At 68.6% G+C, this 13,982-nt stretch carries 15 protein-coding genes; 3 read left to right on the forward strand and 12 right to left on the reverse strand.

What is annotated here, in order from left to right:
• Positions 1 to 27 precede the first annotated feature (27 nt).
• Positions 28 to 960 carry a sugar-binding transcriptional regulator gene (locus tag EBE87_RS21905; RefSeq protein WP_120637328.1) on the forward strand — a complete coding sequence of 311 codons (933 nt, stop codon included), beginning with the start codon at positions 28 to 30 and terminating at the stop codon, positions 958 to 960.
• 97 nt (positions 961 to 1,057) lie between these two features.
• Here EBE87_RS21905 and EBE87_RS21910 read toward each other — a convergent pair whose 3' ends face one another.
• From EBE87_RS21910 to EBE87_RS29130, 3 genes are all read right to left on the reverse strand, one after another.
• Positions 1,058 to 1,264: a hypothetical protein gene (locus tag EBE87_RS21910; RefSeq protein WP_120637329.1), complete on the reverse strand. Its 207-nt coding sequence runs from the start codon at positions 1,262 to 1,264 to the stop codon at positions 1,058 to 1,060.
• A 375-nt stretch (positions 1,265 to 1,639) separates the two neighbouring features.
• Positions 1,640 to 2,281 carry a YcbK family protein gene (locus EBE87_RS21915; RefSeq protein ID WP_120637330.1) on the reverse strand — a complete coding sequence of 214 codons (642 nt, stop codon included), beginning with the start codon at positions 2,279 to 2,281 and terminating at the stop codon, positions 1,640 to 1,642.
• Positions 2,282 to 2,568: 287 nt separating this feature from the next.
• Positions 2,569 to 2,847, reverse strand: coding sequence for a hypothetical protein (locus EBE87_RS29130; protein ID WP_158600833.1), 279 nt, complete (start codon positions 2,845 to 2,847; stop codon positions 2,569 to 2,571).
• A 211-nt stretch (positions 2,848 to 3,058) separates the two neighbouring features.
• Between EBE87_RS29130 and EBE87_RS21920 the strand changes: the two genes are divergently transcribed.
• Positions 3,059 to 4,012 carry a Bug family tripartite tricarboxylate transporter substrate binding protein gene (locus EBE87_RS21920; RefSeq protein ID WP_158600834.1) on the forward strand — a complete coding sequence of 318 codons (954 nt, stop codon included), beginning with the start codon at positions 3,059 to 3,061 and terminating at the stop codon, positions 4,010 to 4,012.
• Between the two features lie 16 nt (positions 4,013 to 4,028).
• Positions 4,029 to 5,093 carry a mandelate racemase/muconate lactonizing enzyme family protein gene (locus EBE87_RS21925; protein ID WP_120637332.1) on the forward strand — a complete coding sequence of 355 codons (1,065 nt, stop codon included), beginning with the start codon at positions 4,029 to 4,031 and terminating at the stop codon, positions 5,091 to 5,093.
• Here the strand turns inward: EBE87_RS21925 and EBE87_RS21930 are convergent.
• From EBE87_RS21930 to EBE87_RS21970, 9 genes are read right to left on the reverse strand one after another with little or no spacing between them, the layout of a single operon-like run.
• Positions 5,084 to 6,475 carry an MmgE/PrpD family protein gene (locus EBE87_RS21930; protein WP_120637333.1) on the reverse strand — a complete coding sequence of 464 codons (1,392 nt, stop codon included), beginning with the start codon at positions 6,473 to 6,475 and terminating at the stop codon, positions 5,084 to 5,086. The two genes, EBE87_RS21925 and EBE87_RS21930, sit on opposite strands and share 10 nt — an antisense overlap.
• Positions 6,472 to 7,449: a Bug family tripartite tricarboxylate transporter substrate binding protein gene (locus EBE87_RS21935; RefSeq protein WP_120637334.1), complete on the reverse strand. Its 978-nt coding sequence runs from the start codon at positions 7,447 to 7,449 to the stop codon at positions 6,472 to 6,474. Before EBE87_RS21935 ends, EBE87_RS21930 begins: the two co-directional genes overlap by 4 nt.
• A 27-nt stretch (positions 7,450 to 7,476) precedes the next feature.
• A complete protein-coding gene (locus tag EBE87_RS21940; RefSeq protein ID WP_120637335.1) occupies positions 7,477 to 8,385 on the reverse strand; it encodes a DUF6282 family protein in 909 nt (302 codons plus the stop codon).
• Positions 8,382 to 9,185, reverse strand: coding sequence for an HpcH/HpaI aldolase family protein (locus EBE87_RS21945; RefSeq protein WP_120637336.1), 804 nt, complete (start codon positions 9,183 to 9,185; stop codon positions 8,382 to 8,384). The genes EBE87_RS21940 and EBE87_RS21945 overlap by 4 nt, the downstream gene beginning before the upstream one ends.
• A gap of 50 nt (positions 9,186 to 9,235) precedes the next feature.
• A complete protein-coding gene (locus tag EBE87_RS21950) occupies positions 9,236 to 10,186 on the reverse strand; it encodes a tripartite tricarboxylate transporter substrate binding protein (RefSeq protein ID WP_158600835.1) in 951 nt (316 codons plus the stop codon).
• Between the two features lie 28 nt (positions 10,187 to 10,214).
• Positions 10,215 to 11,039 carry an amidohydrolase family protein gene (locus EBE87_RS21955; protein ID WP_120637338.1) on the reverse strand — a complete coding sequence of 275 codons (825 nt, stop codon included), beginning with the start codon at positions 11,037 to 11,039 and terminating at the stop codon, positions 10,215 to 10,217.
• A 3-nt stretch (positions 11,040 to 11,042) separates the two neighbouring features.
• A complete protein-coding gene (locus EBE87_RS21960) occupies positions 11,043 to 11,897 on the reverse strand; it encodes an amidohydrolase family protein (protein ID WP_120637339.1) in 855 nt (284 codons plus the stop codon).
• Positions 11,898 to 11,953: 56 nt separating this feature from the next.
• A complete protein-coding gene (locus EBE87_RS21965; protein ID WP_158600836.1) occupies positions 11,954 to 12,823 on the reverse strand; it encodes a helix-turn-helix domain-containing protein in 870 nt (289 codons plus the stop codon).
• On the reverse strand, positions 12,820 to 13,836 hold the full coding sequence (locus EBE87_RS21970) for an NAD(P)H-quinone oxidoreductase (protein ID WP_120637355.1): 1,017 nt from the start codon (positions 13,834 to 13,836) through the stop codon (positions 12,820 to 12,822). Before EBE87_RS21970 ends, EBE87_RS21965 begins: the two co-directional genes overlap by 4 nt.
• Positions 13,837 to 13,982: the final 146 nt, after the last annotated feature.

Genomic DNA, 13,982 nt, shown 5'->3' on the forward strand with positions numbered 1-13,982 from the left:
TACAAAATATCAGAATCGTGGTGCGCGATGCGGTCAGACCGGGAACTGAAGCTCTGGGTGGGCTGGCTCCATCTGGTGGAAGGCGCCACGCAGGATTCCATCGCCCAGCGGCTCGGCCTGACGCGGGCGAAGGTGAACCGCTATGTCGCGGCCTGCCGGGAAGAAGGGCTGATCCGCGTCTCCATCGATACCAGCCTCCGCTTCTGCTTCGAGGCGGAACGCGAGCTCATGGCGCGCTACGGGCTCCCGGCCTGCTACATCGTGCCGACGCCGGCGGAGCGGGAGGGGACGGCCTCGGTGGTTGGCGCCGCGGCAGGGGCGTTTGTTTCCGCCCAGCTGCAACCCAGGCAGACGCTGGCGCTGGGCTGGGGCCGGACGCTCGATGCCTCGGTGCGGGGGCTGGAGCCGCGCAGCGCGGCGGGGAACGTGATCGTGGGGCTGATGGGAGGGCTGGCGCGCGCCGGCAGCATCAATCCCTATGACATCGCGGCGCGCTTCGCCCGCAAGCTGGATGCGGCCTGCTACTACCTGATCGCGCCCATCGTCGCGGAATCCGTCCAGGCGGCCGAGAGCTTCCGCTCCATGCAGATGGTGCGCGACGTGCTGGCGCGCGCCGCCGCCGCCGAACATGCGCTGGTCGGCGCGGGAGATCTGCGCCAGACATCGATGGACCTCTCCACGGGCGTACTGGGGCCACGGGACCAGCAGCGGCTGGAGCGGGCCGGCGCGGTGGGCAATGTCTTCGGGATCTATCTTTCCGCCGATGGTCAGGTGGTCGATGATGAAGTGAATACGCGGCGCGTGCAGCTCGACCCGGCAGCGATCCGCCGCATTCCCAACCGGATGGTGGCTGCAGGGGGGCCGGAGAAGGTGGCGATCCTGCGTGCCGCGCTAGTGTCAGGGCTCTGCACCAGCCTCATCAGCGACCTAGAGACAGCCAGACAGCTTCTCGATGAATGAGCCAACTCTGCAAGTAGCCTTGGGTCAAAGCTCTGTCGGCGGGACCGGGAGGGGTGGACAGCGGCGGTGCGCAACTCCGCTCTTGGACTTCAGTGGTTCAGCGTGGCAGCCAGACCGGGCTGCCGCCGCCGAGGGGCGGTGTCGGCTTGTCCCAGAATGGCGGCGCCCCGGACGTTCGCAAGACAGGCCCCACGGTCTTCAGGTCGCCATGTTCCTGGACTTGGCGGGCGGCGAGCTGCTCCTCGGCCAGGACTTCGGGAGCATCGCTGAACTGGCCCAGCAATTCCTGGCGCTGAAGAAGCATGGCAGACTGGCAGAGCGAGACATGCACCTGCCAGCCGCCGCCTTTGCGCGCGTGGCGGGCCAGGGCCGGTTGCGAGGTACCGGGTGGTGTAGTCGCAGACCGGCGCGAAAACGAGCCTGGGCTGGCCGGCCCCGATGGCTGCGCCGTGGGTCTCGCAGATGCCCGTCACCGCCTGGGCTACCTGGGCGGGGATCGCCGTGCTGGACGGCTTCGCGCTCATGAGCGAGCGGGAACAGGGGCTTGAAGTCAGGCCTTTCCGACTAGCCGTGATGATGCAGGCGCGGCTGCCCCAGTCACGGCGGCGTCCACTGTCCAAACAGGCGCATGCTTATGCGCAGATCCTGGCCTTGGATGTGGCCGATCCATCCGCCAGCCTCAGCGCTGGCGCGAATTGGCCCAAGCTTCCGCGATGCGGTCTATGCGTTGCTCGGCAGCTGTGCGGGGCGGGGGCCGCCTCGCCATGGGCGCGGTAGGTGTGGGCTCGCCGTTATCGGTCCAATGCCGCACGGGGCCGGAATCGAGGTGGATGAACCCATGCGTCGGATACAGCCCCACGCCGCCGCGGCCCAGCTCGATCGCTTCTTCCCCAAAGCTGCCAAACCTGGCCTTCGGAATCTGCAGGTCCAGCGCAGCGGCGCGTAGATGCTGGCTGTTGACTGCGCCGTTGACTTCGCGGTTCGTGGCCACGGTCCGGTAACCGGACAACACGATGAGTTCCGCCATGCGCTGGCGGCGGCCCATTTCCCAGGCGATGTCGAGGGCAGCAACATCAAAGGACCGGGTTTCGCCGGTGCGGGTATCGGCTAGCACTTCCGAGAGTTCCGCCAAGGCCCCAGGGTCTGCCCTGAGGCCGTTGTGGTAGATGCCGGAGAAGGTGGCGCCTGATGCGGCGTGGCGCAACTGAAGCCTGCGGGCGTTGAGCGGACCGGGCAAGGGGAGCATGGCGGCCGAAATCGATGCAGGCTTTGCAAACACTGCGGTTGTAAGCGAGGTGATACAGAAAATTCGGCGGTGCATGCCGATATGCTAGACAGTTTCCATTAATTTCGGAACGAAAACTGTTTATGCCGGAAAGATTTTCGTCTGGTTGAGCAAAATGAAACAAAATAACTGGCCTTGAAGATTCAAAACGGTGCTGCGCCTGTTCCTGCATCATTTTCCGCAATTGCCCTCGCTGTTCTCGCGCAGGCATCGTAGGAGCAGCGCTCCTCCATAAGCAGACTTCTCCGCCCACTACTCGTCCCTTCAGAAATCATGCCCCTGCGGCGAGTATGCTATTCGCCGATTTACGGAAGGCGGGTTGGTCAGGGTTGAAACATATTGGTGTCACCACCTCGGGAAAGCACCCACCATTGGTGGGTAGAGTCGCCAGCATTCGTCCCATCAGACGGAGGAACAACCGATGCCAGCGTCACGCCTCCTCCTGAAGCCGGGAGTTTTGGCCTCAGCTCTTGGCCGGGATAAGCCCAGGCGAGCGTGATGCCAGCCTCTGCGGCAATTGCGGCGAAAGGTTTGGTCGAAAATCCGATCAGCCTGTCGCAGCTGTCGAATGCCGCCTTCCTGGCGCTTTCCAGCGACTTCATCTTGATGTCGCTTCTCGAAAAAATACCCTTCCACGGGTCCGATTACACACCTGATCATATAGCAACGATGGGGAGGCTGCTTCGGGCCTCCTGCTCGGTGCATGATGGCGGCAGCCTTCCGTACGCTGGAATGGGGCTGAATGGTTGCTGCCAACCTCCTCAGGGCGGCGTACGACTGACCGCCTGCAGGCATGGAAAGGCCGGATTCCTCATGAACCGTCGTCAGGTGTTGATCGCCAGCAGCCTCGGCCTGCCGTTCCGGCGCGCGCAAGCGCAGTCCTTTCCCACGCGGGCTATCCGCGTCATCGTGCCATATGCTGCGGGCGGAACCGACCAGTACATCCGTGTGCTGCAACACAGCTTCGCGGAAGCGCTGGGCCAGCCCGTCCTGATCGACTCTGTCCCCGGCAGTGGCGGCGGCATCGGCGCCAACCGTGTCCGCACGAGCTCCGCGGATGGCTATACCGTGCTGTTCGCCGGCACCGCCGCACTGACCATCGTGCCACGCGTCCAGAACCTGTCCTACACAGCCGCGGATTTTGCGCCGGTCTGCAACCTCGTCTCCATTCCCATCATGCTGGCAGGCAGGCGGGGCTCGCGTTTCAGCACCATGGAGGACGTGCTGGCGGAGGCACGTGCCAAGCCTGAGAGCATCACCTTTGGCTCCCCAGGCATCGGCAGCTCGCCACACTTGGCCGGGGAAGCCGTGGCGCGCGCGGCGGGGGTGAAACTGCTGCATGTGCCTTATCCCGGCATCGCCCCGGCGCTGACGGCCCTGCTCGCGGGCGATATCGACCTGGTCGTGGGCGCTCCTGGCATCATCATGCCGGCGGTGGAGGCGCATGGCATCCTGCCGCTGGCGCAGACCGGCGCGACGCGCATCGCGTCGCTGCCGGACCTCGTGACCTTGCGGGAACTGGGGCTGGATGTGGACATGGTGACGCGCTTCGGCTTCCTCGCCCCACCCCGGACCCCTGAAGCGATCCTGGACCAGCTCGGCCGGGCCTTTCTGCGGGCGGCGAGTTCCGCCGAGTATGCCCAGGCCATGCAGCGCTCCTACAACGAGGTCCTGCTGCTGGACCGCGCGCAATTCGCCCAGGCTCTTGCCGAGGAGGATCAGCTCAATGCTCGGCTGATCCGGGATCTCGGCATCCGCGTCCAGTAACAGGAAGGAATTACCGGTGCCCATCGTGACAGCGGAACTGCGCCCTTGCGTCCAGCGGCAGGCGGACCCGGGCTGGACATTCGCCCGCGCGACGGTGCCGGAGCTGCAGGGCTGGGTGCTTGCCCTGACAGACGACGCCGGTGTCACCGGCCTTGGCTATGCCCATGCCGTGCCTGCCATCACCACGCATGGGGCAGGGGCGGAGGCAGCGCTGGTGTTCCTCCGCCCGCTTCTGCTCGGGCGCGAACCCGCCGAGCTGGCGGCCATCCTGGATCTGGTCGAGGCGACACTTGTCGGCAACCGCTCGGTCAAGGCGGCGATCGACATGGCGCTGCACGACCTGCTGGCCCGCCGCGCGGGCTTGCCGCTCTCGGCACTGATGGGCGGGCGGTTCCGCGACCGCATTCCGCAGTCCCGCATCCTGCCGATTAAGGCCCCGGCGGAGATGGCCGCCGCCGCGGCCGCCCTGGTGGCGAAGGGCTACCGGACCCTGAAGCTGAAGCTTTCTGGCGAGGCGGAACTGGACGCACGCCGCGTGGCGGAAGTGCGCGCCGCAGCCGGCAGTGGCATCACCCTGACACTCGATCCCAACCAATCCTACAGTGCCAAGGGCTTCCTGGCGGCTTGGCGGCATCTGGAGCGGCACGACATCGCCATGGTCGAGCAGCCCGTGCCGGCGGCGGACTGGGATGGCCTCGCCCTGGTCACGCGCAGCCTGCCCGTGCCAATCGAGGCGGACGAAACGGTGGAGACCGTAGCCGATGCCCTGCGGGTGGTGGAAGGTCGGGTGGCCGATGTGGTGAACCTGAAGCTGACCAAACTGGGCGGTGTGCGGAACTTCGTCACGGCGGCGCGCGTGCTGGAAGCGGGCCAGATCGCCACGCGGATGGGCGCGGCCTTCGGCCCGGCGCTGCTGCAGGCGGCCTCGGCCCATGCGGCTGCCTCGCTGCGCAAGCTGCCCTTTGCCTGCGAACTGTCGGAGCACGACCACATCCTCGACGACCCTTTCACGCCGCTGCCCATCCAGGACGGCGTGATCACGGTGCCAGAGGGGCCCGGCTGCGGGGTAGTCTATGCCTGAGGCCCGCTGCTGAGCGCGGAGAACAGCGGGGCGGTATCCTCCAGCCGCTCCAGCCGCAGCACCTGTTCCACGGTACGCGCGGCCACATCCGGGCGCAGCACGTCGCGGGTATTGGCCTGGAACTTGGCGATGACGTCATCCCGGCTCAGCGGGTTGTGGCGGGTGCCGCGCATGTCGTCGATGCGGTGCTCCACCTCCCGCCCGTCATGCAGACGGACGCGAACCGTGCCGCCGGACCGCAGCGGCGTGGTCGCAGGGTCGTCGAGATGCACGACCCTGTCGGCAATGGCGTTGATGGCCGGGTCGCGCAGGCTTTCCTCGGCATAGGCATCTTTGTCCATGCGGCCGCGCACCAGCGCTTCAGCCACCGTGTGCTGCAGGCTGATCCGCCCGTGCCAGGTGGTGGCGGGGCGGCGCTTGTCCTCGACCGGCTCACACATGGTGGCGAAGGATCGCTGGCCGATCAGGCAGGTCACGCCCGCGATCTGGTCCGGCCGGATGTCGTGCCTTTCGCGCAGTACCAGCGCCGCCTCGATATGCGGCATCATGGTGAAGGCGCAGGGATAGAGCTTGGAGGCGACGTTCAGCACCTCCCAGGTCTCGCCCAGGTCGCGGCACAAGGCCTCGAAGCGCAGGTCGTCGCGGCCCTGGACATGGCTGCGGAACCAGCCGAAGCGACCCTCGAAGACCGGCGCGGGGCCGGAGATGCCCTGTTCCGCCAGCCCCACCGCGCGCAGCGCGCCGGTGGCTGCGAAGCCGACATGCATCATCTTGGTGGAGCTGCCATCCTCAAAGGAGGCATTGAGCCCGGCGGAAAGGCTACCCGCCGCGCCGATGGCATCGGCGATGACCGGCGCCGCCAGCCCGCGCAGCTTCCCAAGGGCATAGGCGCCACCGAAGACGCCGAAGACAGCGGTCGGGTGGAAGCCAAGCGTGTGCAGCCGCACCGGCGTGATCTGCCCGAGGCGGCATGTCAGCTCGCTGCCCACCAGCGCCGCCTCCAGCAATAGCCGACCGGAGAGGTGCCGGCGCTGCGCTTCCGGAAAAGCTACCGCGACAACAGGAGCGTTGGGGTGGATGAAGCTCTCGATGTGGGTGTCATCATATTCCAGCACCGCCGACATCACGCCATTCACGAAGGCCGCCGCCATCGGTGACACGGGCGTGGCGTCGCCCAGGATCGCCGCCCCGCCGCCAGGATCGGTGGCCATCGCGGCGCGCTTCGCCGCCTGCACCAGCGGCAGCGGCTTTGCGGCCAGCATGACGCCGATGAGGTCGAGGATGCGCAGCCGCATACTCTCCACCACCTCCGGCGGCACATGGTCAAGCGACAGGCCGGCGGCCCAGCGGGCGGCCCTGGCGTTCAGGCTCTCGGCGCTCATTCGGCGCGGATGCCGCTGGCGCGGATGATCTCGCCGAACTGGCGGTGATCCTCGGTAAGGTCGATGCTGAACTGCGCCGGGCCACGGAAGCTGGGCACGGCATTGAGGCGCGCGAGGCCTTCCTGGAAGGCAGGCTCGGCCTGCATGGCCTCGAGATGCCCCGCGAGGCTGTCCACGACATCCGCCGGCATCCCCGGTGGCCCCAGGATCGCCTGCCAGCCAGAGGTCCGCACCTTGGGGTAGCCCCCTTCCGCAAGGGTAGGGAGGTCCGGCAGTTGCGGCAACCGGTGCTCGGCGACCGAGGCGAGGCCGCGCAGCTTGCCCTGCTGGACATACTGGATGACCACCGTGTCGATCATGAAGTCGATGTCGCCGGCCAGCAGCGCCTGCACGCCGGGGGCTGAGCCACGGAAGGGCACGTGCACCGCCTGGATGCCGGCCTCGCGGCAGAACATTTCCGTCATCACATGCAGGCTGGAGCCGATGCCGGAGGAACCGAAATTCAGCTTGCCTGGATTCTGCTGCCCATAGACCACCAGCTCGGCCAGGCTGGCAGCCGGCAAGCCGTTGCGCACGGCCAGCACACGCTGGGATTCGCTGATATTGGCCACAGGGCTGAAGCCTCTCAGCGGATCGAAGCCCACATCTCCGAGATGCGGCTGAATGGCGAAGATGGCGTTGCCGGCCATCAGCAGCGTGTAGCCGTCCGGCACCGCGCGGTTAACGGTCCGGGCGGCGATGACGCCGCCCGCGCCGCCCTGGTTCTCCACCACCACCGTGCCGCCGATGCGCCGGCCAAGCCCTTCCGCCACCAGCCGGCCGACCAGATCCCCGGTGCCGCCCGGCGGATAGGCAACGATCAGGCGGATCGGACGGTCAGGCCAGGCGGCGCGGGCTGGCTGGGCCAGTCCCAGCGGCAGCAGTCCCGCGGTGAGCAGCCATTGCCTGCGGCTGGAGGTGGCGAAGGGGCCCATCCCGGATCTTCTCCTAGTGTCGTTCAATCAACTCTGGTTTGCGCCGATACCAGCCAGTTGCGCGGCATTGGTGCTGACCATCTTGCGTACGTCGTCCTCGCTGTAGCCGAGCGAGAGGCAGAGGCCGATGATCTGCCGGAAGCCCTCTACCGGCAATGGCGCGTTGGTTTGCCCGAGGTCGGAGCCGAAGAAGGTGCGGTCCACGCCCGCGGCCTCGATCATCTGCTTCAGGAAGGCGTCGTCATAGACCTTCATGCGGTTGGCGATGAACATGCAGATCGAGTGCTCGATCCAGGCGCCCATGCCCACCAGTTCCTTGATGTCCGACAGCGTGGCGCCGACGGTGTAGCTGGGGTGGTTCACCAGCAGGCGGTTGACGCCACGCTTCTTCGCCTCGTCGAACAGCGGCCAGACCTCGCTGATGTGCAGGTGGCCGCAGGAGAGCACTGCGTCATGCTCGGCGATGATGTCCAGCACCTGCTTCACGTTGTCCAGCAGGTCGCCGCGCGCATCCACCGCCGAAAGTCCGACCTGCTTCAGCATCTTGCCCTTGGTGGGCAGCAGCGACTTGCGGTGACCTTCGCGGATATGGTTGGCGGCGGAAACCGTGGGCATCCACACCACCTTGGCGCCGCATTTCAGCGCGGGCTCCACGGCGAAGGGATTGATGCCGCCGACGGCATTGTTCAGCACGATGCTGCCCACCGGCTCCGCCTGCGTGGCCTTGCCGGATTCCTTCAGCACATCCACGAAGGGGCCGGTCGGATAATAGTGGTCCTTGAACAGCACGGCGCGCATCCCGGCCTCGGCGGCCTGTTCCAGCGCCTGCTCATGGTTCAGCGCGCGGGCCATCACGGAAGGGCCGCTGTGACAGTGCAGGTCGATCGCGCCCTGCATTAGCGACTGGACGAGGGCCGGATCGGCTTCGGTGGTCATGCGGGTATGTCCTGTCGGGCTTGGGGGGAGAGGGCGCGCAGGTCGGCCAGCGCCTTGGCCGCCGCCTGCTTCATCAGCCCCTGGTCGGAGGAATAAACAAAGGCGCTGGCGCCGATGCCGTGCAGCCAGCTGGCTTCCGCTATGCCGCCCACGAAGACCATCACGGGCTTGCCCGCGCGCTTCGCGGCGGCGGCGATGCGGTCGACGGCTTCGCGGATCGGCGGCGCGTCGTTGGTGGGTGCGCCCATGGCGGCGGTCAAGTCGCCACGGCCGATGAAGAGCGCGTCGATGCCCTCGGTCGCGGCGATCGCGTCGATCTCGTCCAGCGCCTCCGGGTCCTCGATCTGCGCGACCACGGTGGTGGCGGCATCGGCACGGTCCACGTAGTCCCACATCTTGCCGCCGCCATAGCCGGCGGCGCGGACCGAGCCGGAATAGCCGCGCCGGCCGCCCCGGTAGCGGCAGGCGGCCGCGACCTGTGCCGCCAGCGCGGCGCTGGCGACATGCGGCACCAGCACGCCCGCCGCGCCGCAATCGAGCACGGAGAGCAGGTGATGCGGCGCCGGGCTCTGCACCCGCACAAGGCCTGCCGTGCCGGTGGCCCTGGCGGCAAACAGCGCGGCATCCGTCGCCTGGCGGTCGAAAGGCGAGTGTTCCTCGTCGATCACCACGAAGTCGAAGCCCATCAGGCCCAGGATCTCGGTGCTGTGCAGGGTGGGTGTCTTGATGAAGGTGCCGGCCAGGATATCGCGGCGGGCGAGCCGGGCGCGGAAGCTGTTGTCAGGCGGTGAGGTTGGCATCGTGCGGCTCCCCGGAGCGAATGGACATGGTGGTGTGGTGCATCCCCGCCTCAGTCCAGCTTCAGCGCTTGCAGCAACTGCGCTGTCGCCTTGTCCTCCGCCTCCAGGAAGGCCTGGAAGCGCGCGCTGTCCAGCGGCTCCACTTCGTTGAAGCCGCGGTGCATGGTCTCGACATAGGCGGGGTCGGCGGCGCCGGTCAGCACCAGCCGTGACAGGCGCTCGATGATCGCGCCATCCGTGCGGCGGGGCGCGAAGAAGCCGAAGCGCGTGACAAGATCCACCGGCAGCCCGGCCTCGCGCAGGGTCGGCAGATCCGCCAGCGGCGCGATGCGGGCCGCGCCGGTCTGCGCCAGGGGCCGCACCCCGCGCTCCACCAGCGGCATGATATTGCCCGGCGCGCCCATCACCAGGTCGATGTCGCCGGCCAGCAGCGCGACCACGGCGGTGGAGACGCCGGTGTAGGGAACATGCAGCATCCGGATGCCGGCGGCCTTGGCCATGGCTTCCGCGATCAGGTGCGGCGTGCTGCCGGCGCCGGGCGTGCCATAGGTCAGGCCATCCGGCTTCGCGCGCGCCGCCTGCAGAAAGCCCGGCATATCCGTGAAGGCGGCATCCCGCCGCGCCGCCAGCACATAGGGGATGGCGATCAGGTTCGCGATCGGCTCGAAATCCGCGATGGAATAGCCGAGCTTCTGCAGGCGCGGCACCGCTGTCAGCGCGCCGGTGCCGGCGAAGAGCAGATTGTAGCCATCCGGCGCCGCATTGCGCAGGCGGTTGGCGCCCAGCGCGCCGCCGCCGCCAGGCACGGATTCGATGACGATGGCCTGGCCCAGCGCCTGCATCATGCGGTCCTGCAAGGGCCGGATGAACTGGTCGGCACCGCCGGCCGCATAGGGAACGACGACGCGGATAGGCCGGTCGGGCCAGGCCGCGGCCCGCGCTCCGCGCGCTGCCATGGCCATGCCGGCGGCCAACAAGGCACCACGCCGTGAGATGAGCATGGTCGTCTTCCCCCGAATGCCTTGTGGATCAGCCCGCAAAGCCGAAGAGCCGGGACGGGTTGGTCCAGAGCAGCTTCTCGCGCGCCGCCGCATCCGGCACGACGCGGTGCAGGGCGGCGAGCAGCGCGCCATAATCGGTGCGTTCCTTCGCGCGCAGGAAAGGCCAGTCGGAGCCCCAGATGCAGCGGTCGGGCGTGAAGGCTTCGATCAGCGCCGCGACATAGGGGTCGGTATCGGTGTAGGGTGAGCCCGTCCGGGTCATACGGAAGGCGCCGGAAAGCTTGATCACCGCATCGCTGTTGCGGCCGAAGTCCAGCAGCGCCTGGAAACCCGCTTGGCCGAGGCCTTCGGCAAGGTCCGGGCGGCCGCAATGGTCGATGACCACCGGCAGCCGCGCCGCCCACAGCACCGGCAGCGCCGCGAGGATGGACTCGCCGTGATGGTAATGGACCTGCACGATCCAGCCGGCCTCGCGCGCCTGCGCCAGGGCGCGCTGCCCGGCGGGGCCCAGCAAGGGCGGGCTGGTCGGGAAGTCCAGGTTGAAGCGGATGCCGACGATGCCGCCATCCACCATCCGCCGCACCTCCGCCTCTGGCGTGCCGTCCGGCAGCAGCGCCACGCCCTTCAGCCGGCCGCCGCTGGCCGCGATGGCTTCCAGCATGTAGGTGTTGTTGGCGCCGTAGCCCCCGAGGGGGTTGATCAGCACGCCATGGGTGAAGCCGTGGCAGGACAGCAGGTGCAGGAATTGCGGCGCGGTGCCGAGCTCGTTGGGCTGGATGTCGAAGCCTCGGTCTCCGCCCCAACCCTGGCGCGAGAGGTCGAAGGCATGGGCGTGGCTGTCAACGGCAGGCATGGCTCAGTCCCCGAAGCCGTAGAGGGTGGCGGCGTTGGTGACCAGCAGGCGCTGCCGGTCCTCCGGCCGGGGCGCGATCAGCGGCACCAGGTCAAGTAGCTCCGCCTCGTCCACCGGCACCGCCAGGTTGGGGTGCGGGAAGTCGGTGCCCCAGAGCACCCGGTCCGGGGCCGCGCGCAGCAGCGCGCGGGCGAAGGGCAGGGCGGCGGTGAAAGGGGCCGGCACCATGCGCTCGGCACCACTGAGCTTCACCCAGATGCGCTCGTCTTCCAGCAGCGCCAGCAGCATGCGGAAGGCACGGCCCTCCACGCCCTGCTCCGGATCGACGCGACCCATGTGGTCGATCACCACGGGCATGCGCAGCGCGCGGATGGCCGGTGCCATCTCCGCCACGCCATCCCCCTGCAGGTGCAGCACGACATGCCAGCCCAGGCCGCGCACGCGGTCGGCCGCGCGGCGCACCACGGCGAGATCGGGGCCGCCGCCCAGCGCCTTGATGAAGTTGAAGCGGATGCCGCGCACGCCGGCCTCGTGCATCTCCGCCAGCGTGGCATCCGGCGTCTCGTCGTCGATCATGGCGACGCCGCGGTAGCGCGTAGGGTCGGATCGCAGCGCGTCGAGCATGGCGCGGTTGTCGGTGCCGTGGCAGCTCGCCTGGACCAGGACGGCTCGGCCCAGCCCCAGCCGGGCATGGAGGGCGGCGAGAACCTCCTTCGGCTTGTCTTCCGGCGTGTACCGGCGGCTCTCGGCATATGGGAAACGGTCGCCGGGCCCGAAGACATGGCAGTGCGCGTCGCAGGACAGGCCGGGCGGAACAAAGACGCCCCAATGCGGCGACACCGGCTGCTGATCGGGCATTCATCCCCTCCCCCTGACACTGGGACGGTAGGGGAAGGGCCGGCGACGCCGGAGGGCTAAATGCCGGCGTTCCGCCCTGCGGAATGCTGGGCGGGGATGCCGTCCCGCTGCGGCAGGCAGGCGGGCGCGGTAGCCGTTACCTGCCCATCCCGCGCGCGCTGCAGCCGCTCCATGGAACTGGTGATCTCCTGGCTTGCCTTGTGCAGCGCCGGCACCAGCTCGCCCACCAGCATCCCGTGGCTGACGGCGGAGCGGAAATAGCTCAACCCGATCGTGCCCGCGATCGTGTCGCCGAGCCGGATAGGCACCGCGACGGTGTTGGAGGAACGCGGCTCCACCGCAGGGTCGCGCTCCGCATAGCCCTGGCGGCGGACCGTGGTGATCATCGCCTGCACCACGCGGACCAGATTGGGCGGGTTGTCCTCCGGGTCGCTGGAGGCGGCCAGCATGCGCATCAGGATGCGGCGCTCGGAATCCGGGCAGAAGGCCAGGTAGGCGCGGCCGACGGCACGGGTCACCATGCTGAAGCTGACCCCCACCGTAGCATGAAAGGGAGAGACCGCGCTGTCCGCCACGGTGCTGACGCTGACCGCGACGCGCCCATGCGCCGGCACGGTGATGGCGGCCGGCCAGCGCAGCCGGCGCGTTAGGTCCACCGCCCAGGGGCGCCCCGCTTCCGCCACCAGCGGCCCGCCATGGAAACCCGCGCTCAGCGAGACGACATCCGAGGTGACCTGGTAGCCGAGGCCGCGCTCCGCCTTCGTCACCAGCCCCGCGGCCGCCAGCGTGCCCAGCAGCCGCATGATGGTGGGCTTGGGCAGGTTCGTGCGGCGGTGCAACTGGTCGACGGTCGTGTTCTGCTGCCTGTTCAATTCCTTCAGGATCGACAGGGCGCGCAGCACGGACTGGACAGGCGGATCGCTCAAGCGGGCGGCTCCGGCACGGTTTCCGCGAGGGCGGATACGGTCAGCACCAGCTTGCCGATCTGCTCATTGGCGTCAAGCACCGCGTGGGCCGCCGCCACATCGGCCAGCGGATGCACGCCGCAGATATGGGTGCGGATGCGCCCGGCCTCCAGCAGCGGCCAGACCTGCTCCACCAGTTCCCGGGCAATGCGGCCCTTGTAGGCGACCGGGCGGGCGCGCAGCGTAGAGCCGGTCAGGGTCAGGCGGCGGATATAGATCTCGCGCGTGCTGATCTCGGCCTTGGGCGCGCGGTGGCTGGCGATCAGCACCAGGCGCCCGTCCGGCGCCAGCAATCCCAGTTCAACGGGCGTATAGTCGCCGCCCTGGCCATCCAGGATCACGTCCACGCCGCGCCCATCGGTCAGGGCGCGCACCTGTTCCGGCCAGTCGGCATCGCGGTAATCCACCACGGCATCGGCGCCCATCTCCCGGCAGACGGCCTGCTTGGCGGCGGAACTGCTGGTGGCCAGCACGGTGGCGCCGCGCAACTGCTTGCCGATCTGCATGGCGGCGAGGCCGACGCCGCTGGTGCCGCCCTGCACCAGCAGGGCCTCGCCCTCGGCCAGCCGGCCCAGCCAGATGACGTTGTTCCAGGCGGTGAAGAACACCTCCGGCAGCGTCGCGGCCTGGGCGAAGGTGAAGCCGCGCGGCACCGGCATGCATTGCGGCGCCGGCACCAGGCAGAACTCGGCATAGCCGCCGCCCGCCACCAGCGCGCAGACCGCGTCGCCAATACGGGGCCAGGCGACATCCGCCCCCACGGCCACCACCACGCCCGCGACATCGAGCCCAGGGATATCGGTCACGCCGGCAGGCGGCGGGTAGAGCCCCTTGCGCTGCTGCACGTCCGGCCGGTTGACCCCGGCGGCGGCCACCTGCACCAGCACCTCGCCAGGGCCACAGGCGGGCACCGGGCGCTGGGCGAGATGCAGAACCTCCGGCCCGCCCTGGCCGCGTATCTCAACAACCTGCATCTGCATCCCCGGCTCTGCCCTCGCCTGACATTGGCAGCGGACACCGTAGCACCGCGCCGCCCGGCAGGTCTCCGGGCCAGCCGGTGCATTCCGCACAGCGGAATGGCGCCAGAATGACCGCGCGTGCCAGGGGGCTCTCGCCTAGA

Origin of the sequence: Teichococcus wenyumeiae, from assembly GCF_003696345.1 — a bacterium.
GTDB classification, from domain to species: domain Bacteria; phylum Pseudomonadota; class Alphaproteobacteria; order Acetobacterales; family Acetobacteraceae; genus Pseudoroseomonas; species Pseudoroseomonas wenyumeiae.